Source organism: Moraxella sp. CTOTU48268 (genome assembly GCF_032069585.1).
In the GTDB taxonomy this organism is placed as follows: Bacteria; Pseudomonadota; Gammaproteobacteria; order Pseudomonadales; family Moraxellaceae; genus Faucicola; species Faucicola cinerea.
In genome coordinates, this window is sequence record NZ_DAMALV010000003.1 from 100,004 (window position 1) to 120,466 (window position 20,463).

At 43.5% G+C, this 20,463-nt stretch carries 21 protein-coding genes; 9 read left to right on the forward strand and 12 right to left on the reverse strand.

Annotation, left to right across the window (positions count from 1 at the left end):
• Positions 1-48 precede the first annotated feature (48 nt).
• Positions 49-678, reverse strand: a complete 630-nt coding sequence (locus RT143_RS01815) for a YqiA/YcfP family alpha/beta fold hydrolase (RefSeq protein WP_313090763.1) — start codon at positions 676-678, stop codon at positions 49-51.
• Between the two features lie 234 nt (positions 679-912).
• Between RT143_RS01815 and RT143_RS01820 the strand changes: the two genes are divergently transcribed.
• Together RT143_RS01820 and RT143_RS01825 are read left to right on the forward strand one after the other, a co-directional pair.
• Positions 913-1,218 carry a DUF1289 domain-containing protein gene (locus RT143_RS01820; protein ID WP_227716709.1) on the forward strand — a complete coding sequence of 102 codons (306 nt, stop codon included), beginning with the start codon at positions 913-915 and terminating at the stop codon, positions 1,216-1,218.
• 39 nt (positions 1,219-1,257) lie between these two features.
• Positions 1,258-2,244 (forward strand): putative bifunctional lysylphosphatidylglycerol flippase/synthetase, encoded by a 987-nt coding sequence (locus RT143_RS01825; RefSeq protein WP_313090765.1) that lies wholly within the window; start codon positions 1,258-1,260, stop codon positions 2,242-2,244.
• A 152-nt stretch (positions 2,245-2,396) separates the two neighbouring features.
• On the opposite strand, the gene RT143_RS01830 is transcribed toward RT143_RS01825, so the two are convergent.
• A complete protein-coding gene (locus tag RT143_RS01830) occupies positions 2,397-2,552 on the reverse strand; it encodes a DUF1328 domain-containing protein (RefSeq protein WP_065253562.1) in 156 nt (51 codons plus the stop codon).
• A gap of 555 nt (positions 2,553-3,107) precedes the next feature.
• On the opposite strand from RT143_RS01830, the gene RT143_RS01835 reads away from it, so the two are divergent.
• Positions 3,108-3,599 (forward strand): hypothetical protein, encoded by a 492-nt coding sequence (locus RT143_RS01835; protein ID WP_313090768.1) that lies wholly within the window; start codon positions 3,108-3,110, stop codon positions 3,597-3,599.
• A gap of 149 nt (positions 3,600-3,748) precedes the next feature.
• On the opposite strand, the gene sstT is transcribed toward RT143_RS01835, so the two are convergent.
• The 3 genes from sstT to RT143_RS01850 form a co-directional block, all read right to left on the reverse strand.
• Positions 3,749-4,984 carry a serine/threonine transporter SstT gene (sstT, locus tag RT143_RS01840; RefSeq protein WP_313090769.1) on the reverse strand — a complete coding sequence of 412 codons (1,236 nt, stop codon included), beginning with the start codon at positions 4,982-4,984 and terminating at the stop codon, positions 3,749-3,751.
• Positions 4,985-5,109: 125 nt separating this feature from the next.
• Entirely contained in the window at positions 5,110-5,577 is a 468-nt protein-coding gene (locus tag RT143_RS01845; protein WP_313090770.1) for a DNA polymerase III subunit chi, read from the reverse strand.
• 21 nt (positions 5,578-5,598) lie between these two features.
• Positions 5,599-7,113 (reverse strand): leucyl aminopeptidase, encoded by a 1,515-nt coding sequence (locus tag RT143_RS01850; RefSeq protein ID WP_313090772.1) that lies wholly within the window; start codon positions 7,111-7,113, stop codon positions 5,599-5,601.
• 379 nt (positions 7,114-7,492) lie between these two features.
• Here RT143_RS01850 and lptF point away from each other — a divergent pair, with 379 nt between their 5' ends.
• The 4 genes from lptF to RT143_RS01870 all read left to right on the forward strand — a co-directional run bounded on the left by lptF (position 7,493) and on the right by RT143_RS01870 (position 11,369).
• Positions 7,493-8,608: an LPS export ABC transporter permease LptF gene (lptF, locus tag RT143_RS01855; protein WP_409519674.1), complete on the forward strand. Its 1,116-nt coding sequence runs from the start codon at positions 7,493-7,495 to the stop codon at positions 8,606-8,608.
• Positions 8,605-9,678, forward strand: a complete 1,074-nt coding sequence (gene lptG / locus RT143_RS01860; protein ID WP_313090774.1) for an LPS export ABC transporter permease LptG — start codon at positions 8,605-8,607, stop codon at positions 9,676-9,678. The genes lptF and lptG overlap by 4 nt, the downstream gene beginning before the upstream one ends.
• Before the next feature lies 1 nt (position 9,679).
• A complete protein-coding gene (locus tag RT143_RS01865) occupies positions 9,680-10,345 on the forward strand; it encodes a DNA glycosylase (protein WP_313090777.1) in 666 nt (221 codons plus the stop codon).
• 202 nt (positions 10,346-10,547) lie between these two features.
• A complete protein-coding gene (locus RT143_RS01870; protein ID WP_313090778.1) occupies positions 10,548-11,369 on the forward strand; it encodes a DUF305 domain-containing protein in 822 nt (273 codons plus the stop codon).
• 100 nt (positions 11,370-11,469) lie between these two features.
• On the opposite strand, the gene RT143_RS01875 is transcribed toward RT143_RS01870, so the two are convergent.
• On the reverse strand, positions 11,470-11,796 hold the full coding sequence (locus tag RT143_RS01875) for a chaperone modulator CbpM (protein WP_313090780.1): 327 nt from the start codon (positions 11,794-11,796) through the stop codon (positions 11,470-11,472).
• A gap of 111 nt (positions 11,797-11,907) precedes the next feature.
• Positions 11,908-12,912 carry a DnaJ C-terminal domain-containing protein gene (locus RT143_RS01880; protein ID WP_313090781.1) on the reverse strand — a complete coding sequence of 335 codons (1,005 nt, stop codon included), beginning with the start codon at positions 12,910-12,912 and terminating at the stop codon, positions 11,908-11,910.
• Between the two features lie 176 nt (positions 12,913-13,088).
• Here RT143_RS01880 and hisH point away from each other — a divergent pair, with 176 nt between their 5' ends.
• Positions 13,089-13,724, forward strand: a complete 636-nt coding sequence (hisH, locus tag RT143_RS01885) for an imidazole glycerol phosphate synthase subunit HisH (protein ID WP_313090783.1) — start codon at positions 13,089-13,091, stop codon at positions 13,722-13,724.
• A 42-nt stretch (positions 13,725-13,766) separates the two neighbouring features.
• On the opposite strand, the gene RT143_RS01890 is transcribed toward hisH, so the two are convergent.
• Positions 13,767-15,089, reverse strand: coding sequence for a valine--pyruvate transaminase (locus RT143_RS01890; RefSeq protein ID WP_313090784.1), 1,323 nt, complete (start codon positions 15,087-15,089; stop codon positions 13,767-13,769).
• Positions 15,090-15,193: 104 nt separating this feature from the next.
• Here RT143_RS01890 and RT143_RS01895 point away from each other — a divergent pair, with 104 nt between their 5' ends.
• Positions 15,194-16,570 carry an ATP-binding protein gene (locus RT143_RS01895; protein ID WP_313090785.1) on the forward strand — a complete coding sequence of 459 codons (1,377 nt, stop codon included), beginning with the start codon at positions 15,194-15,196 and terminating at the stop codon, positions 16,568-16,570.
• Between the two features lie 111 nt (positions 16,571-16,681).
• Here the strand turns inward: RT143_RS01895 and RT143_RS01900 are convergent, their stop codons facing one another.
• The 4 genes from RT143_RS01900 to RT143_RS01915 form a co-directional block, all read right to left on the reverse strand.
• Entirely contained in the window at positions 16,682-16,891 is a 210-nt protein-coding gene (locus RT143_RS01900; RefSeq protein ID WP_286190360.1) for a hypothetical protein, read from the reverse strand.
• Positions 16,892-16,988: 97 nt separating this feature from the next.
• Positions 16,989-18,683, reverse strand: coding sequence for an ATP-binding protein (locus RT143_RS01905; protein ID WP_313090787.1), 1,695 nt, complete (start codon positions 18,681-18,683; stop codon positions 16,989-16,991).
• A gap of 213 nt (positions 18,684-18,896) precedes the next feature.
• Entirely contained in the window at positions 18,897-19,604 is a 708-nt protein-coding gene (locus tag RT143_RS01910) for a response regulator (RefSeq protein ID WP_007115827.1), read from the reverse strand.
• Positions 19,605-20,003: 399 nt separating this feature from the next.
• Positions 20,004-20,420: a F0F1 ATP synthase subunit epsilon gene (locus tag RT143_RS01915; protein ID WP_060995382.1), complete on the reverse strand. Its 417-nt coding sequence runs from the start codon at positions 20,418-20,420 to the stop codon at positions 20,004-20,006.
• Positions 20,421-20,463 lie beyond the last annotated feature (43 nt).

Below are 20,463 nucleotides of genomic sequence, written 5' to 3' on the forward strand. Positions count from 1 at the left end.
ATTTTTTTCCCATTAAATAACACTAAACTTTAATTTGACCAACATTTTTTATTGAATCAACGGCAAGCCAAACAAAAATTGCACAATTTGCGGTAATTTGGTTTCAAAATCACTCATCACATGGTCGCCACCCTCTTCCACGATGATATGGCTTTGGGCATTGCTTTTTTCCAAAGCGCTTTGACTAAAATAATTGACCGCATCTTGGAAATTGAGCAACTCATCGCCTTTTTTCAAAATTACCAATAAATTTTGCGGATTGAGCGATTGTTTGGGGCGATTTGCTACCAACCACTCAATATCTTTTTTGCTAATATGCCAGCCATCGGGGGTCACGTGACCAACATAGTCATCGGGCAAACTGTCAAAATCTTCCCCAAAAAAACGCTTGAGACTTGTGCCACTGTGCACACTTGGATTGAGCAATACCGTTTTTTTGCCTGTCAAATTTGCCAAAATATTGCCATAAAATCCACCCAGCGAACTACCGACCAAACCTGTATTCGGGTCTTTGGCAATAATTTCTTGGATTAAAGCAATCGACTCGTTGGGTGAACGATTCAAGTCGGGCGCAACAACATGAATTTGTGGAAAATTTTTGGCACAAAAATCTTTGAGTTTTTGCGCTTTTTCGGCGTTTGGATTACTATCAAGTCCGTGAATATACACAATTTGCATGGTTTTCTCGCTATTTTTTAATTATAGTAAATTATCATATCGACTGTGGTTGATTTGGCCAACATTTAATCTTAGCATTGCTTGGCTAAAATAGCCATGATGCCAGGTTTCAACACGTTAAAATTTGTCGTGTTAGTTAGATAGCCGTAGTTGATGGTACGTTTTTGCCGCTATTATTTGATTTTCCGCCCAGTTAACCCTATCTCTGCATAGGTGGATTACTCGTCCATTTGCATGGCGTCGTCAGGAGTTATCACCGCGATGGAGCAGCAAGAGTTATTTGAGATTGCCAGTCCTTGTATTCAAGTCTGCGAGCTAGATAAACAAGGGTATTGTAAAGGCTGTTTGCGCAATCGTACCGAGCGTGACCTTTGGCTAATGATGAATGACTCGCAAAAGCGGCAAGTACTTAAGTTATTGACTATTCGAAGACTCAAACGACTGCGTGCCGAGCGTTTGGCGCACCAAACCCCTACTGCGCAAGATGACGAGCTGAATTTAACATTGTTTGAAGATAATGAAAGTAATGTTGACGATTAAATGATTGTAATGTCTACTAAAAAATATTAGGTTGAATGCATGAATAGCTCTTGGTTTAAGCAGGTTTGGCGACTTGCATTGACAGCGATTACGGTATTGATTTTTTTTATGGCAATTCGTGCGCTTTATCATTTGACCAAAACTGTGCACTATCAAGACGTTCTAGACGCTATCGCGCATATTCCTACCTTCCATCTTATTATCGCCGCCGTCGTGGTGGCTTTTGGTTATTTAGTACTCACCATTTATGATTTTATTGCGCTCCGCCAAATCGGCAAAAAACTTGATTACCGCCATGTCGCCCTCACCTCTTTTACCGCTTATGCCATTAGTCACACCATTGGACTCAATCTTGTCACTGCGAGTGGTATCCGTTATCGTAACTATCGCCGTTTTAATCTGACTCATAATGAAATTGCTAACATCGTCTGGATGGTGTCGATGGCGTTTACCTTTGGCATTACCACGTTGATTGGGGCATCTTTGACTAGCCATCCTGAGATTACCATTCAACTATTATCTGAACTGGATAAATCCCTTGGCATCTTTGAGCATACTTTTTATGTACGGGTGCTTGGCATCACCATGTTAAGTATGATTGCTGCTATTATTGTATATGCTGGCAAGCAAGGCAAACATGTGGTGATTCGCGGTTGGCGCTTTGACTTACCGCCCGCCAAAATTGTGCTGCAACAGATTGCGATTGCCATTTTAGATTTAAGTACCGTGGCGTTGGTACTGTACTTACTGTTGCCGCCTTCTGAACATATCAGCTATTGGGCGACCTTTTCTGCGTTTATTCAATCCATGGCAATTGGCATCTTAAGTCATGTCCCTGGGGGATTGGGCGTATTTGAAGTGGTCATGATTACGGCTTTGCCAAAAGTCGATCGGACGCAGATGCTGGCGGTATTATTGATTTTTAGATTACTGTATTACATCATGCCATTTTTGGTTGCCTTATTGGCATTGTTGGCGTACGAGGCAAAGCTATATTTGAATGAAAATTCTGATAAAAAAAAATAACCTTTTAATTTTTAACACTTTGCATCAAACAAACGTGTTTTCATATATTAAAAGGTTATTTTAAGCATATTCGATAAAACCATACCCAGTTAAATCGACCTATCTTAACTTATTAAAACGTTGTAAAACTTTGCGATTTTGTAACGTCGGATTTAAACTTTTCGGCTAATAAAGGCGACAATGAATAAAATCACCGCCACTGCCAAAAATACATATGCCAAGTTTGCTGATAGACCTGCGACACCACCAAAACCTAAGAAACTCGCAATGAGTGCGATTACCGCAAAAATAATAGCCCAACGAAACATGATAACTCTCCTTTTTTTTATTGTTTTAAATGTCATGCGCTGCAGTTAGACATTTTGCATTTAGATACTTTAACACTTTACATTTTAGTTTTAGTTAAAGCCTGTTAACCTATGCTTTATTGCATGAGTACATATTAAAATAATTCTATAGCGTTGTAACGAGCACTTTTGTAAGGTTTGTGGCTTTCTCATAGCCTGTGTATAACAAAGGGCAAAAAAAAACCATGCATGGTTAATGATGTTCATGCTTCTGGTAAGCATTAGTAAGTATTGCAATGCTGTGTTAATGTAGCTGTAGCTTGCATTGACAATCTCACTGATTGTTAACGCCACCGAGTGACTTCCTTAATGGCATTAGGATTTGTTTACGTATTCTCAACATTTTGTCCCTAATCCTTACATTGTTGCTGCCGATGATTGTTTTATAATGGCATCTAGGCTTTTAGTATTCCCTTAACAGTGATTCTCTTTATAATACTGTCATATTTGGGAATTATACTAACTACCTATATAACTATAGACACAAGTATAGCAATCAACAATGAGGAAAAAATTATGAAAAAGTTAGCCACAACACTTACTGCATTAGTCATAGCAACAGGTCTTACCGTGAGTGCCCAAGCAGCGACCAAAGTAACGACTACGACCAAATCGACGACCACACACAAAAATGTAGCCACGGCAAAAGCAAAACCACAAAAAGCCACCACTCAAAAATCAACAAAAGCATCAAAAAATAAGCACAGCGCAAAAGCTTCAGCCACGGCTAAAAAAGGCAGCAAAGCGACTAAAAGAACGAGCGAAGTAAACATTGATATCCCAGCTGACCTAAAAATCGACGAAAGCAGCAACAAATCTGTTGCGCCAGTCGCGCCTAGAAATGCCCAATCAAATCCTCGGGTGGTGCCTGTAGCGCAAGTTACCCAAACAGGTCCTGCGGTTCAATCGGTCACCGTGCAACCGGTTGATGATAACACAGCGATTGCCTCAACAACGACAACCGTACCTGTTGACGTACAAACTGTACCTGTTGTAGTAAACCCATAATCGCTAATTGTTAAACGATTTTTATAAAAAAAGATGCCTGCGTGGCATCTTTTTTTGTGGCTAATTAGTGGATTGATTATTTGGTCAATAAAAAAGACACTCTGAATACCTTTTTTTATTGTTATATGACTCAAAATCTTTAGCAACTTTTAGCGGTGATAAGCATATTTGGGATCTGCTGCCGCGGTGAATAACACGTCCGTTGATGAGTTGAGTGCTGTCTCAACCGAGTCTTGTACTACCCCAATAATAAAGCCAATCGCGACTACCTGCATGGCAATGGTATCAGGAATATTAAAGAAACTACAGGCCAATGGTATCAATAGCAATGACCCCCCGGCAACACCCGATGCCCCCGCCGCAGCTAAGGTAGATACCACCGCTAACAACAGCGCAGACCCGAAGTCCACATGAATACCTAACGTATGTGCCGCTGCCAATGTCATGACATTGATGGTAATCGCTGCCCCTGCCATATTAATGGTGGCACCTAGTGGAATAGTGATTGAATAAGTATCTTCATGTAAACCCAACTTATGCGCAAGGTTTAGATTCACAGGAATATTGGCAGCTGAACTGCGAGTAAAGAAGGCGGTAATGCCACTTTCTTTAAGACAGGTAAATACCAATGGATAGGGGTTTTTGCGGGTTTTGACAAACACAATCAATGGGTTTACAACCAACGCGATAAATGCCATAGAGCCGACTAACACGGCTAACAAACGGGCATAACTTAATAACACCGACAGACCCGTTTCAGCGATGGTTTGTGTCACCAAGCCAAACACGCCCAATGGCGCAAACCAAATCACCCATTTGACCACGCTTGAGACCGCTTCCGCTAAATCGTTAATCATTTGCTTGGTATTGTCTGAGGCATGGCGCAAGGCAAGACCTAAAATCGCCGCCCACGATAGCACGCCCATGTAGTTGGCATTGACGATCGATTTGATAGGATTTTCCACCATGTTGGTCAAGAGTGCTTTTATCACTTCTGCTAAGGATGACGGTGGCGTCTGACTGACTTCACCGGCTTTTAAAATCAATTCGGTTGGGAATAAAAAGCTTGCTACTACCGCCGTCAAAGCTGCCAAGAACGTACCTGCCATATACAGCACCAAGGTTGAGCGGACATTGACCTGAGTGCCTGATTTATGCTGACTGATAGCGGCAATGATTAAGATAAACACCAACAACGGTGCAATCGCTTTTAACGCACCGACAAACAACGCACCTAAAATTGAGATGGTTTGCGCCACACTCATGGATAAACCGCCGATGATAGTCGGATTGGCTAATGAACCGACTAAGATACCAAGTATCAGCCCTATCACAATCAAAGGCACCAACCCCACGCGCTGATATGCTTGGATAAGCTTTAACATAATAACCTCTTAATATTTCACCGCAAAAATGGCTGATATATTAACATTTTTTAACAATTTGCATAAATTATTTTTAAAATCGTCAACTTGTCAACTTAACTCTATCAAAGTGTTGGGTAGAGAGGTTATCGGATTTGAAAAACTTGGATGGTAGGTAGGCTGCTAGTTGCTAGGGCTTGTAATTGTCCTTGATAAACGCGGTATTTGTGACGACCACTTTCAACCTGTTCAGGTGCGGCGTCGATGACTTCTAGCAGGCGGCTAGCTTGGGTATCTACAATTGCTTCGTTGGTGAGATTGATGACGACGCCATCAAATTGGGTGACAAGCTCGATATTATCGGTAAGTACCACACTGGCAGGGATTTTTTGATGATGAAAAGCATCAAGTTGCTGGATAATTTGGTGGGGAATAAACGCCACATCACTCAATGACCATAATCGGTCATCAAGTGAGGGTAATAGCTCGGATGCTGCCACTACGATAATGCTATCCTCGCTTTTGGCTAGCACGGTTGAAATCAGCTTGCAGACGAAAGCGAGCTGTTTTTTTTGCGGGGACAAAATATAAAAACTAATTTGTGATGCCATCATTAGGGGTCAGCGTCCTATCACCTAGACCGCATCTTGGGCAGCTTGGCGATAAAGATAATGCATCAATAGCGGTACTGGACGACCCGTTGCGGTTGGCTCTTTGCCCGACTGCCACGCTGTCCCTGCAATATCCAAGTGCGCCCAAGGAATATCTTCAACAAACTTCGATAAAAAACACGCCGCTGTGACTGACCCTGCCGGCATACCGCCAATGTTTTGCATATCTGCCATGTTGGATTTAAGCTGCTCTTGGTAGTCATCATCCAGTGGCATGTGCCAAACACGGTCATACGCTGATTCGCTAGCTTGTTCAAGCTCAAAAATCACATCTTCATTGTTACTATATAGACCTGAGCGCACATAACCCAGCGCCACGATACACGCCCCAGTCAAGGTTGCCATGTCGATAATCACTTTTGGCTGATAGCGCTGTACATACACCAAGGTGTCACACAGTACCAAACGACCTTCGGCATCCGTATTGAGGATTTCCACGGTTTTACCATTCATGGCGGTGACGATATCGCCAGGGCGAGTCGCTGTTCCTGAAGGCATATTCTCTGCACAAGCGAGTGCGCCAACGACTTGCAGCGGTAGACGCGCTTCACATAGCGCTTTAATCATGCCCATGACTGCCGCTGCACCGCCCATGTCGTATTTCATCTCGCCCATGCCCAGACCTGGTTTGAGTGAGATACCACCACTGTCAAAGGTAATGCCTTTGCCCACGAGTACAATCGGTTGCTCTAGGCTTGATTTTTTGCCTTTGGTTTTGCTGCTTTTGTCTTTTTTGGCGGCTTTGCCATTGTACTCAAGTAATACCAGCTTAGCTTCATGCGCGGAGCCGCGAGCCACTGCCAAAAAGCAGTTCATCCCTAATTGCTGCATGTCTTTTTCACCCAATACCTTGACCGTCAATAGCTCTGGGTATTGATTTGCCAAGTTTTGCGCTTGCTCTGCAAGATAGGCAGGGAAACACACATTCGGTGGCTGATTTGCCAAATCTTTGGTGAGTGATTGACCTTGCGCAGTCGCCTGTTGCAAATGTAGCAGGGTGTCAAACGCGGCTTGGTTGTCTGCGCTGACCAATAAGGTCACGTCTTTTAGCGTCGGTTTATCCGCTTTTTGCGATTTATAAATATCAAAGGTATAGCTTTGATTCAACAGGGCTAACGCCAACTGACCAAAACTCACTTCATCAATACTATCGCCTAAACTAATCACCGCAGATTTGGTAAGACGACTCAAACTTGCATAAATCGCTTTAGCAATTTTTTGCAGGCTACCGCCGTTTAATTTGTCTTGACTGCCCACGCCAACCAATAACAGACCCGTATTGTTGTCTGTGCCATAACTGATTGCGGTGTCGGCAAGCTTACCCTTAAAACGACTCGCTTCAATCAAGCGACTGACAGCGGTTTGTAGCTCACTCGTTAGTTGCCCCATAGTTTGGCTATTGTCATCTACCAATACCACGTGATAGCTGTTCTTGACCGTTTTTTTAAGCGCGGTCGCTAGTGTCAATGTCAAACTCATTTAAGCTCCTTAATTATTGTCATCAAGAAATAACTATTATCATAGCATACCTATTATGGTATTTGGGTTATAGCATTGGGTTATCACTGCGCGATGGGATAGCAGGCGTCATTGTGTAGAGTAAAATGCAGTTGTAAAAAGTCTTTGTAAAAAATGGCTTTGATAAAGCGGCTGTAAAAAGTGGTGGTGAAAAGTCATTGTGAAATGTTACCTTACAGTATTCATATTCATAATCTGTCGGTGACGCGCTAAAATAGCCGATTAACAGATGCGCCGAATGGTATGATGTCGTACAATATTGGCATTTACTTCCCTAGCTGTTTGAATTGATTAATTTTTGAGTAATATTAGGTGGTTACTTGTGATATTACGACGCTATATGACGCAACAAGTCGCCGCTAATACTGCGATTGTGCTGTTATTTCTGATGGCGCTGATGCTCGGCGGTCGCTTAATCCGCTATTTTGGTATCGCCGCAGAAGGCAGGCTGGATGTGGGTTTGCTATTTGCTATTATTGGCTATAACATTCCAACCTTTCTTGAGCTAATTTTACCGCTGTCATTTTTTATCGCACTGATGCTCGTGCTCGGTCGTATGTACGTGGATCAGGAGATGAGCGTCCTGTTTGCCAGTGGCATCAGTCGTGGCCGTTTGACACGTTTGATGATTCCGCTGATTACTGGGTTATTTGTATTTCAAATGGGAATTAGTCTTTTGGCAAAACCATGGGGACTGTCTAACAGTGAGCAGATTTGGCAAACCCAGTCGCTCGGTAGTCTGCTCGATTTAGTGCGTCCAAAAACCTTTATCAGCAGTGGCAACTATCATCTCTACGTCGATGAATTTGATAAAGAAAAACGTGAACTCAAAAACTTATACGTGGTGCAGCAGCAAACCGATAAAAGCGGCAAAATCGCCAAAAACGATGTCATCATCACGGCCACGCGCGCCTATCAAGTACCCAGTAAAGACACGGATAGCTCAATGCAGCTAGATTTGTTTCAGGGTCGTCGCTATGAGCTTGGCACCAATCAAGCCAAATATAACCAAGCCAGTTTTGAAAAATATCGCATTACCCTAGAAAAACCTGCCAGCGAAAAAATTACCGAAACCAATGTCGAAACCCAAACTACTGCCAAACTGCTCGCCAATACCCAAAAACCCGAAGTCAAAGCCGAGCTAGGCTATCGCTTTACCATGCCGTGGCTGATCATCATTGCGGCGATGCTTGCTACCCCGCTTGCACAGGTACGTCCCCGTCAAGGACGCTGGCTTCGTTTGTTACCTTCCGTGCTCATATTCGCTAGCTGTGCGATTAGTATCATTTCGCTACGCACTGCCATTGGTAAAGAAAGCATTAGTGAGTACGCATATATTTGGCTAATGCTTGGGTTTATTGCATTTGCATTGTTGTTAAATTGGCAAAGCCGCGTGGTACATCGTGTCCGCTATCGTCGCCAAAGTCGTCAGTTGCCCGCAGGCGGTCAGCCATGATTTTATCTCGTTACGTTAAAAAACAAGCGCTTTTTGCCATGGCAGGGGCTATCATTGGTCTTTGGCTACTTAAAGTCGTCTTTGATTATTTAGCAGAGTTGCAGGATCTCAATGATCATTACAATTATTTAGATGCCTTGCGTTTTATTGCCTATAGTGCACCCAGTGATTTACTTGACTATATGCCATTTGGCACGCTATTAGGCGCAGTGGTAGGTCTAGGCTTGCTTGCCAACACCAGTGAGCTGACGGTGATTCAATCAGCAGGTATCAGCCGCTTTAAAATAGTCGGTTGGGTGATGCAATCAGCGATTCTTTTTGTCATTATCGGTCTATTACTTGGCCAGTATGTAGTGCCAACTAGCAATCAGTTAGCGCACCAAGTCAAACATGACAAACCTTTGCTATCAAGTGCCATCAACGGTTATTGGGACAAACAAGCCAACCGCATCATCAATATTGACTATGCCAATACCAAAGGCGAGCTCAAAAATATCAAAGTTTGGCAGCTAGACGACACTGCCCATATCCAGCAAGTGCTGCAGGCCGATACCGGCAGCTTTGTCAGTCAAAATACCGCCGATAAGACATCGGGCTGGCAGCTGCAACAAATCAAACAATTAATCATCGCTGCCGATGGACACAGTCAGTTGACTACCATCCCGACTATGACGGTGCAATTACCCATTGAGCCATCAGCGATTTATTTGTTAACACGCAGCCCTGATAACATGTCAGTGACCGAATTATGGCAGCACCAACAGCTTCTCGCCAAAGACAAACGCCGCTCGCTTGAGCATGAAGTTGCCTTTTGGAAAAAACTATTGTCGCCTTTTGCCATGCTATCGCTAGTGTTGGTTGCTTGTTCATTCGTATTTGGCTCCTTGCGTAACCAAAGCTTGGGCTATCGCATTGTGATTGCTCTGCTCTTTGGCTTGATATTTAGTTATCTGCAAGATTTGGTCGGGTTTGTCAGTCTAAGCACGGGATTTTCACCATTTTTTATGGTGCTGTTACCGATTATTGCCAGTGCCGCGCTTGGCGTGTATTTAATTAGAAATAAAAACTGATATGTCTGCTGATTTATTGACTGACCCGCGTGTCGAAGCCCATCCGTTTGGTAACTTCTTTTTTGCTGATACCAAAGTCTTGATGATGGGTACCATGCCGCCCACACCTGACAAATGGTGCATGGCATTTCATTACCCAAATTTTTATAACGATATGTGGCGTATCATGGGCAAGGTGTTTTTTGATGATATCGATTATTTTCGAGTCGGTGACGAAAAACGCTTTGATGCCGAAAAAATCAAAGCATTTTTACAGGCTTATAACATCGGTGAATGTCCCTCAGTCACTCATGTCATCCGCGAAAAAGGCAATGCGGCTGATGAACATCTGACCGTGGTTGCTACAGTTAATTTGGGTAAAGTTTTGGCACAGCTTGAGCAGGTCAAGTGGATTTACACCACCGGTGGCAAAGCCACAGAAGTGCTGATAGCGCTGGTGAACCAAAGTATCAGTGACCCCGCGTCACCCTATTTTGATCCCAGCCAAACACCCTATAAACTGCCAAAAACCAATCAGTTTCTTGAAGTTAACGCTTTTGGGCGAACATTTGGTATTTATCGGTTGCCATCCACCTCGCGCGCTTACCCGCAAAGCTTGGAGAAAAAAGTAGCCGCTTATCGCGCATTTTTTACCTTGGCAGGGATATTGCCCGCAAGCGGCAGCTAGCACAATCGACAGCTAGCACAATCAGCAGTTAGCAAATGATAAGTAACCTGCCATGACACAATTGATATAGTCACTGTGCTTGCCCTACTTTATACTCTTGCCTAAGACTGATCATCAATGCTGACAGTCAACGCTTACAGTTAATGCTTACAATCATCATTTCAAAACACACCGTATAAAATCAAGGCATGGGAGCCGATGCATGTCCAACACTGCACCATCAATCTTGCTTGTCATCGCAGTTATCAGCATGATTGGTTGTGAGCAATCTGATTCTCAGCAGCCAGCACCCCCTACCGCTGCTACCGTGAGCGCGCCCCAAGAGTTTGATGATAAACCGTTGCCACAAGTATTAGACACACAGGCAATCAATAACAACATGCTTACCGTCAGTCAACTGGCACAAGGTTATGTGATGCCTGACTCAAGTACCATCAATGACTATCAAGAAGCGTATTTTACTGTCATCAAGCAGCCGAGTATCGATGCGGCTGCAGCCAGTGAGCCAACCGCCCTCAATCAATTTGACTATATACCCATCTCGCCTGATATGATTTTTGTCAAAGCTATGCTGAGTCATTTTGATGAAACCATCGCGCTTGCCAGTATTGAGCAGCGATATGGCAAAAACCCTGAACTGCTAGGTTTAGCCCGAGACATTATCAGCTCACGCCAAAATGAATCACAAATATTACAGAATTGGCTTGCCATGCAACTGATTCAAAACACCGCGGACCCTAATCAGCCGATGGCAGATAGTGTGGCAGCGCAGCAAGAAATCGATAGCATTATCGATGATATGCAGCAAGAAATGGTGGACACGGTCATGACTAAAAATGCCGACCAAGCGTTTGCCCAAACCGTGCTGATTCATCATAAAGGCGCGATTGCGTTCTCACAAGTGGTTGCAAAATATGGTAACGATGACAAAGTGCGTAGCCTTACCAATACTCTAATCGATACCCAACAAGCCGAAATCCAACTCCTACAAAACTGGCTCCGTAACCACGGTTATACCCAATAATCGTTTACTATAGCAAATAAAAAGGGCGGATTATCACACTATAACCCGCCCTTTTTTAGCATTAAATTCACCTAGTTGATGTTGGCTAACTTGATGTTTACTAGCTGTCATCTACATCATGAACCATTCGCGTGAGCGTGATTTGCCGCTGTAACTGCCGAAGCGGTCTTAGCTCGTCAAGTAGCGCTAATATCAAGCCAATCGCTTGCGGACTGGCGTCAAAATCGCGGCGTAGGCGTGAGGCAAGGCGCACTGTGGTCAATTGTGCACTATTAAAATAGGGCTGGCTGTCGATAGCAGGTGTTTCAGCATAAATAATATCTTCATCCATTAGCGCTAATACCCAGCTTTTATCCCAACTACTCGCCATAATCAAATCATCTAAGGTTAACCGTAATGATAAATCCGTATTGGTGGTTTGAGCCATGTTGCACTCCTGTTGTGTCTCTATAGTTATGTTTGGTGCTGGTTTGTCATTTTTTTTATTGTACTGCCTATTTTATTGCTTAGTTATCACTAGAGCTTAATTATCAATAGATTAGCGCGTTGGCGCAAACGAGGCAAATGCCGATTTGAACGCTTCAAACGCTTGGATATCTGCGTCTGTATCAATTTTTGGCAACACGATATTTAAACTTAAATACAAATCACCGGCTTCTTTGGCTGGGATACCTTTACCTTTAAGGCGCAGGTTGGTACCCGTGCGGCTATTTTTTGGGACATTGACATTGACCTTGCCAGCAGGCGTGTTGACCGTGATTTGACCGCCCATAGCTGCTTCCCAAGGCGCAACGTCTACCGTTTGGAACACGTCTTTGCCTTCTACACGGATATTGTCTGGGTGATTAAATTTGATTTTTAGGTACAAATCGCCATTATCACCGCCATACGGGCTTGGATTGCCTTGTTTTGCCAAGCGAATTTGTTGCCCTTCGGCAATACCTTTGGGGATTTTGACTTCAATGGTTTTGGTTTGATAATCCAGCCCTGTCGCGGTTTGTACGGGTAAATTTAGGCTGATTTTACGGATATCGCCTTCATAAGTGGCTTTCAAATCAATTGATAACTCGGCATGCTGATCGTCGCCTTTGCTCGAGCGTTGCGACTGTCTGCCACCAAATCCGTCTGCAAACCCGCCTGCACCGCCTCCAAATGTTGAGAAAATATCATCAAATCTAAAGCCACCCGCGCCTTGCGACTGACGACCGCCAGCCCCACCGCCAAACTGGCGAAGGATTTCATCCAAATCCGCTTGGCTCATATTGGCATTAAAACCCTGACCGCCGCCCATGCCGCCCCCCATACCGCCAAAGCCTTGACCCATATAAGGATTGTCGAGCATCAGGTCGTATTGGGCGCGTTTTTCAGCGTCCTTGAGCGTTTCATAGGCGTTATTGATTTCACCCATTTTGGCGTCGGCATCGGGTGAGTCGTTGATATCAGGGTGATATTGTCGCACCAGTTTGCGATAGGCTTTTTTAATATCTGCTTCACTGGCTTTTTTATCGACGCCTAAAATGTCATAATAGTTTTTTTCTGCCATTATTATTGTCCTTAAAATTTTGCAAATAGTGCTATTTGCGCAGCAATGTGATGATATTAATATAATGGCTATTTTGGCATTTTTCAAAACTTCTTTAGTAATTGACGATAGATTAGCGCCAAGTGATATCAGCGTTTAATCGCAGTTTTGGGCTTTTTTTGACAACAGGATAACAGATGACAAAGGTTGCATTGTTAGATTATGGCATGGGTAATTTACATTCGGCGGGTAAAGCCTTGACGGCAGTGGGCGCTGATGTGTCGATCACGCGTGACCCTGCGGTGATTGCGGCAGCGGACAAAATCGTCTTTCCTGGCGTAGGGGCAATGCGCGACTGTATGGCAGAGATGCAGGCAGCAGGTATTGCTGATGCTGTCAAAACGGCTGTATTTAATAAGCCTGTGATGGCGATTTGTGTGGGGATGCAGGCGTTGTTTGAGCGCTCAGAAGAAAATGACGGGGTAGACTGTCTAGGGGTATTGGGGGGTGACGTCAAACGCTTTGATGATCATTGGCTAGATGACAAAAATGAACGCATTAAAGTGCCGCATATGGGCTGGAATACTATTACCCATATGGATTTGGCGCATCCGCTATGGCAAGGGATTGAAGACAATACCCATTTTTATTTTGTGCATAGTTTTTATTGTGTGCCGTCTGATACCTCGATTGTGGCGGCAACCTGTGATTATGGCCTCGAGTTTTGTGCTAGCGTGATTAAAGATAATTTGTTTGCGACCCAGTTCCACCCCGAAAAAAGCCATACCGCAGGATTGCAGCTACTGAAGAATTTTGTGGAGTGGAAAATTTAGTTGTTCAAAACAACAGTAAAAGGGCGCGATGTGCGCCTTTTTTTATTGCTTGGCATAAACCGCTCTCACCACTTCCCCAATCGTGGCAATGCCTTTTCTCAAGGTATCATCATCTTGGGCGATGCTTAAGCGAATGCACTCATGCGCGTGTCTAAAGTTTTCAGTATCCACGCCAACAAAGAAATGCTCGCTAGGGATAATCAATGTGCCTTTGGCTTTTAATCGCTCATACAATTCCACCGTGGTTATCGGCAAATCTTTAAACCATACCCACAAGAAAATCGCGCCTTCAGGTTTATGGATTTTCATCGCATTGTTATAGGGGCTTGGCAAGTCGCCCAATTCTTGTTTTAGCAGCTGCACGGCTAATTTGGCTTGTCCTTGATAAAACGGACGAATATGATTGTCTGACAAATCTTTTAGTCGGTCATCTTGTAGCAGTGGCGTAGCAATCGCCGCACCAAAACGGGTCGGCGCTAAATTAACAATCGCATTTAGGCTGCTAATCGCTTTGACCACCTGCGGATTGGCGACCACAATCCCTGTACGCACCCCAGGCAAACCGATTTTTGATAGGCTAAAGCACAAAATAATTTGCTCATTCCAATTGAGCGTGGCTTGGCTATAGATGATATTGGGGAATGGCATCCCATACGCATTGTCAATAATCAGTGGGATATCAAAGCGCTTGGCAATCGCTTCAAGGCGTGCCATTTCGTCATCGGTCAGCACGTTGCCTGTTGGGTTGGTGGGGCGTGAGCAGCAAATTGCCCCAATTTCGCCGTTGTGCAATTCAGCCAAATTTTCTAGCGTATCAAAATCGACTCGGTATTTAAAAAAGCCGTCTTCGCCTTGGTGTTGGACAAATTCGATGCTGGGTGGCACTGCGATAAAATGCTGCCCATCCACATGGGCATCGGCATATCCCACGTATTCTGGGGCAAGTGGTAATAGAATTTTTTTATCAATGCTGCCTTGTGTGGTATCGTCAAACTGCCCACCAAACAAGTTGAATAAATAAAAAAATGCATTTTGTGAGCCATTGGTCAGGGCGATATTGTCTGTGGTAAGTCCCCAATCATAATGGCGATTAAAAAAATCTAACAATGCGGCAATAAACTTGGCATCGCCCTGCGGCGTTGAGTAGTTTCCGATATTTTCGATGGCCATTGAGCCCATCTCACCTTCAGCTAGGGTTTTAAACACCGACCAATAGGTTTGGTTAACTTTATCGATACGTGCTGGATTGCCACCGCCGAGCATATTAATCGGTTGCTCACTGTTAAGCGCATTGCCCAAATCATCCATTAACTGCAAAATACCGCTGTTTTTGGTAAACTTTTCACCAAACTTTGAAAACTGCATGATTGCCCCTTTAATTTTGCCAAGCTATCTGCGTATTATAACAGGATGCAAGTACCGTTGCCCGTTTTGACTCAGCTGTACAGCCACCATCAGGATACCCCAGCATGAAACCGCATTTACCCAAACTCAAAGGCTATAGCCATACTTGGCAAACCACCTTGATGGTGATGTTGATGGTACTGGTGAGCGTGGCGTTGTCGCTGTGGTTTTTTTGGCGCAGTCTGTATTTACCAGAGCTACAAAACCATGCGACTTATCTTGCCAATCAGCTGTTGATGATTGATAAAGCGGATAAAGATTTTAAAAACAATCCCGAGCTTAAAAACTGGATCATTGATGCCTCACATATTAACGTAATTACTGACCCACAACAGATACCTTCTTTTCAAGAAAAAACCTTGGTGGATTATTTTACCCAGCGGATGGCAACACAGATGGAAACCGTGATGCAGCGTCCTGTATCGGTCAATTTTAAATTCAAACCCGTACCGATTTTGTATATTCAAGACAGCGCGCATCCGGATGTTTGGCTGCAAGAGCCCGTCAAGTTTTATGCCAAATATAGCCCAACGTCGATTTATTTTTTCTTATTGGGGATTCCGCTTGCCACGTTGCTGACTATTTTATTTTTGGTCAGACAATTAAATCGCCCGCTCAAACGCCTACAAAAAGTGGCGATTGATTACATCACCCTTGGACATGCCAACAATTTGGTAACCAATGAAGGCTCAACAGAGATTCGTCAGGTAAATTTGGCATTTAACCGACTGTTTCATAACCTGACCCAAACCCAAAAAGAACGCAATATTATGCTCGCTGGTATTTCCCATGATTTGCGCACACCACTGACGCGGATGCGACTCACAGCTGAGATGCTACCCGATGAGTTTTTGCGGGAAGGGCTAGTGTATGACATTGAGGACATGGACGCGATTTTGGAGCAGTTTATTTCATTTATGAAAGATGGCTCAGATGAAGCGGTACGATTGACCAACCTGCGTCCGATCATTAACGAGATTGTGGTGCAGTTTGCCCCCACCCCATTTATTATCGATATCCAAGACGATCTGCCCAGTGTGCCATTGCGACCCTTATCCATTAAGCGTCTGATCGTTAATTTGGTCAATAATGCTTGTCGCTATGGTCAGCCGCCCATTCATATTGAGATTGGCATTGATGATGAGCTACGACCTACTGAGCAAGTGGTCACCGATGAAACCCTAACGTCAGAGATAACCTCTAGACAAAAATACTTAACCATTAAAGTTAGCGATGAAGGGCAAGGCGTTGCCGAAGATCAGCTTGAGCGGATTATGCAGCCGTTTGAGCGGGGCGAAACGGCACGTACCACGCAAGGGAGTGGACTTGGGCTTGCGATTGTAAGCCGCATTACTCACCTGCACAATGGTAGCGTCATCGCTCGTAATCAGCCCAATGGCGGCGGCTTAGTAGTGATGGTGAATATTCCGATTATAGAATAAAGATGACAGAAGACTAATTGGTTACTTAATAGGTTAGGCTAACCATGATTCCTTAGTAACTTTGGTTTGGGTAGCTTTGGTTTTGGTAGCCTTGATTTTTGATACCAATTTTTACTTTTTAGTACCAATCATGGGGGGTAGTTCACTTGACACATCGGTGGCTGTGACAGGATGAATCAATGCTGCGCGCGCCTGTGAGACGGACTGGCTTTCAGTAGGTTTGCGCAAAAAACTATAATAACCGAAAACCGCCATGTTGAGTGCCACCAAGGCTAAAAACAGGTAACGCATGCCATCCTCGCTTGTGATGATTTCGCTCATCGGTTAATTGATGTGCGCAAATTTTGCTAAACCATTGCATAACTCACTGAAATTTAGCCCAGTTTGAGCAAATTTGCAAGCATCACTCGTAACGAGCTTATGACCCTTGCTCATCCGTGTATTTTTTCTCGCTACTTTTTTGGGTAATTTCATCGGCTTCAATACTTGATGCTAGCTGGCTTTTCGGCCATTTCATGATAAATCGCGCCCCACCCAAGGTCGGGCTTTCATCCACTGACATGCGACCATTAAACCAAAACGCAATTCGAGACACGATTGATAAGCCGAGACCATAACCACCCGAGGCACGGGTACGACTATCATCCAGACGAGCAAACGGGATAAATACTTTTTCACGGTCTTTTTCTGGAATACCCTGTCCATCATCTTCCACACTGATAAAGGCTTCATTTTTTTCTAAGCCTGCTGAGATGATAATGGTACTTTCGGCATAACGGGTGGCATTACCTGCCAAGTTTTGCAACACGCGGTGTAAATAGCGTCTATCAGCTTGTGCAAACGCACCTTTTTGCACCTTACCTACTTTGACGGTGACAGGTTTACCAAGCGCATTGGTCTCACGGACAATCTGCGAAACGAGTTCTTGCAAATCGACATCTTCCCAGTCCATTTTAGGTGAGCCTTCTTCAAGCTTGGCATAGGTCAAAATTTCATCAATCAAGCCATTGAGCGATTCGATATCTTGGTCGATATAATCACGCTGACTCATCCGATCTTCATAATCATCCGTATCAGCCAGCATATCCACGGCAAAGCGAATACGTGCTACTGGGGTACGCAGCTCATGGGATACGGCACGGGTCAACTCGCGCTGGGATTCAATCAAACGGCGGATGTGCTCAGTCATACTATTAAAGGTTGCCGCTAGATGGGCAATTTCATCTTCGCCCACGACTTTTACTTTGGTATTGAGCTTACCTTCGCGCACTTTGGTGATACCGCTTTGAATGAGCTGCAGTTTACGCTCTAATGGGAAAATCAGCGCATACACCCCTAGACTGATTAAGAACATACTAATGAGCGTGATACTAATAATCAGATTAAGCGGAAACCAGTTAAACAGTGGAATGGGTCCCAAATCCACCACAGTATCTTGGAGTTCAGTCGGCGCTAGTACCCGAATCGATGAATTCTCTACACTGGTATTGTCACGGAACATAATCACGATATCTTTGCGATACAGTCGCGCTTTTTGGTCGGTATCAAGTTGCAGTTTATTAACGGATTGCAAGGTGAGCTTAAAAGGGAAAAATTTTTGAATTTGTTGCAAGCGTTGCTGTTTTTCTGCCAAGGTGCGATAGTAAGACAAATCATCGAGCAGCAACACACCTATCCCTTTAATTTGTTGCTCATTGAGTTTATTGACGCTGACATGCAAGACGTTATTCTCACCCGAGACTTTATGATAAATCTCTGCGGTATTGGTATCGCCATTAAAACGTACTACGGCTTGTTGTTTGTTGAGTCGATTAATTTCGCTGGTTTTAAAATCCGCTTTTGAGGTAGGTTCGATTTCAAACTTAGTATCAAATAAGGTACTGACATCAGAGAGCCAAAAATTACGCTCTTGCGCCGTTACTTGGCGCGACAACCCTGAGTCAATGAGATAAAATGCCGCTGATGCCATATCCTCGCGATAAGTCTGTACGCGCTCTGCGTTGATAGTGGTGATAAGCAATTGCGCAAACAACGCAACCAACAAACAGATAAGTAACAGACCTGCATAAATCCGCAGAAAGATGGATTGGTTTAAGGACGATAATAGTGGCATAAAAATCTAGGGTTAAGGTCAAAAGATAATAGCCGTATTATTACCTAGCAAAATTAATATTACAATGTAAAATTCATGAAGCGATTGTCTAGTAACGTAGCAAATTGTTGTGCTAAATCTGCCAATCGCTAGGTAGCAAAGTTACCAGTAATAGCGATAAAAAAAGCCAGCTTGATGCTGACTTTTTTCAATACTGTGTTTATCAATACTCTGTTAGTTTTCTTTGACAAACAGATAGCCTTTACTGCGAACGGTTTTGATACGTTTTGGGTTTTCTGGATCATCACCAATTTTTGGACGGATACGAGAAATACGTACGTCAATCGAGCGGTCTTGACCATCATACTCGATACCACGCAGACGTTCAAAAATATCTTCACGCGATAAGATACGACCCGCATTTGATGCCAACAGCCACAATAAATCATATTCTGCACTGGTAAAGTCAACAAGCTCATCATTCAAAGTAACCGAACGACCGCCGTTATCAATAACCAAATCGCCAAATTCAAGACGCTGCGGCACTTCATCAGTTGGCGCGGTATCAGAGCGGCGCAATAGCGCACGAATACGCGCTAATAACACACGCGGCTGAACGGGTTTTGCCACGTAGTCATCCGCACCCATTTCTAGACCTAATACTTGGTCCATATCTTCGGTACGCGCGGTTAGCATTAAGATAGGGTTATGAAAATGAGGGCGTACTTCACGGCATACCGTCAAACCGTCACTACCTGGCAACATCACATCAAGCACCACCATATCAGGCTGCTCAGCGACAATACGACGAATCGCACGGTTACCATCAGTTTCAATTGCCACATCTAGACCATTTTTACGCAAATAATCTTGGGTCAAGGTTGCAAGACGCTCATCATCCTCTACAATCAATACGCGGGGTATTAACTCTTCTTCTGACATAATTTCCTCCAAAAAATTTTATACATACTCTTAATACTTATATCAGAATATATCTTTATTTATCTATCGGCAATAGGTAATGAAAGTTTACGCATTACCTGTACTACTACAATATAATTGAATTAATTTAGCGAAAAAATAGCCAATTTAATATTGTTAAAACGTAACTAAACATAAAAAAAGTATAAATACCACATATAAAAAGCTGGAAAAACATACGATATAAGGTTATCTGTTTGGTAACGGATAAAATTTTTTGCTAAATTTAGTTTAAAAGATAATTAGCAAATTTTTAAGTACCCTTTTTTAATCACGCTTTTTTTAAGCACTTATATTTTCAATCACCCATAAAAAAAACAGTGGTCATAGCCACTGTCTTTAAACATAGTACCATCAAAATTAGGCACGGTTTTTGAATTTTTGTAAGGTTTGCAATTGTGCCAAAGATTCTGCCAATGCTGCCAAAGCCGCAGAGGTGTCGATATCGGCTTTTTGATTTTGCAAGCTTTGTTCTGCATGACGACGTGCTTCCAAAATTTTGGCTTCATCTAAGTCATGCGCACGTACTGCCGTATCTGCCAATACCGTCACTAAATGCGGTTGTACTTCTAAAACACCACCTGATACATACACCATTTCATCATTGCCATTGCTGGTTTTGATCTGCATGGTGCCCGGCTTTAATAGCGTAATAAAAGGAATATGTCCTGGCAAAATACCGACTTCACCTTCTACCCCAGTAGCAATTAACATACTAATCTCACCAGAGTAGATAGTTTCTTTCGCACTGACGACATTACATTGTAAAGTTGCCACAGTTCTCTCCTATGGTATTGCAAAATTAGGTTGATAAAACCCT

Coding starts and splice junctions, on each gene's coding strand:
- RT143_RS01815 (WP_313090763.1), bottom strand. CDS start 678: ATGCAAATTGTGTATATTCACGGACTTGATAGTAATCCAAACGCCGAA.
- RT143_RS01820 (WP_227716709.1), top strand. CDS start 913: ATGGCGTCGTCAGGAGTTATCACCGCGATGGAGCAGCAAGAGTTATTT.
- RT143_RS01825 (WP_313090765.1), top strand. CDS start 1,258: ATGAATAGCTCTTGGTTTAAGCAGGTTTGGCGACTTGCATTGACAGCG.
- RT143_RS01830 (WP_065253562.1), bottom strand. CDS start 2,552: ATGTTTCGTTGGGCTATTATTTTTGCGGTAATCGCACTCATTGCGAGT.
- RT143_RS01835 (WP_313090768.1), top strand. CDS start 3,108: ATGAAAAAGTTAGCCACAACACTTACTGCATTAGTCATAGCAACAGGT.
- sstT (WP_313090769.1), bottom strand. CDS start 4,984: ATGTTAAAGCTTATCCAAGCATATCAGCGCGTGGGGTTGGTGCCTTTG.
- RT143_RS01845 (WP_313090770.1), bottom strand. CDS start 5,577: ATGATGGCATCACAAATTAGTTTTTATATTTTGTCCCCGCAAAAAAAA.
- RT143_RS01850 (WP_313090772.1), bottom strand. CDS start 7,113: ATGAGTTTGACATTGACACTAGCGACCGCGCTTAAAAAAACGGTCAAG.
- lptF (WP_409519674.1), top strand. CDS start 7,493: ATGACGCAACAAGTCGCCGCTAATACTGCGATTGTGCTGTTATTTCTG.
- lptG (WP_313090774.1), top strand. CDS start 8,605: ATGATTTTATCTCGTTACGTTAAAAAACAAGCGCTTTTTGCCATGGCA.
- RT143_RS01865 (WP_313090777.1), top strand. CDS start 9,680: ATGTCTGCTGATTTATTGACTGACCCGCGTGTCGAAGCCCATCCGTTT.
- RT143_RS01870 (WP_313090778.1), top strand. CDS start 10,548: ATGTCCAACACTGCACCATCAATCTTGCTTGTCATCGCAGTTATCAGC.
- RT143_RS01875 (WP_313090780.1), bottom strand. CDS start 11,796: ATGGCTCAAACCACCAATACGGATTTATCATTACGGTTAACCTTAGAT.
- RT143_RS01880 (WP_313090781.1), bottom strand. CDS start 12,912: ATGGCAGAAAAAAACTATTATGACATTTTAGGCGTCGATAAAAAAGCC.
- hisH (WP_313090783.1), top strand. CDS start 13,089: ATGACAAAGGTTGCATTGTTAGATTATGGCATGGGTAATTTACATTCG.
- RT143_RS01890 (WP_313090784.1), bottom strand. CDS start 15,089: ATGCAGTTTTCAAAGTTTGGTGAAAAGTTTACCAAAAACAGCGGTATT.
- RT143_RS01895 (WP_313090785.1), top strand. CDS start 15,194: ATGAAACCGCATTTACCCAAACTCAAAGGCTATAGCCATACTTGGCAA.
- RT143_RS01900 (WP_286190360.1), bottom strand. CDS start 16,891: ATGAGCGAAATCATCACAAGCGAGGATGGCATGCGTTACCTGTTTTTA.
- RT143_RS01905 (WP_313090787.1), bottom strand. CDS start 18,683: ATGCCACTATTATCGTCCTTAAACCAATCCATCTTTCTGCGGATTTAT.
- RT143_RS01910 (WP_007115827.1), bottom strand. CDS start 19,604: ATGTCAGAAGAAGAGTTAATACCCCGCGTATTGATTGTAGAGGATGAT.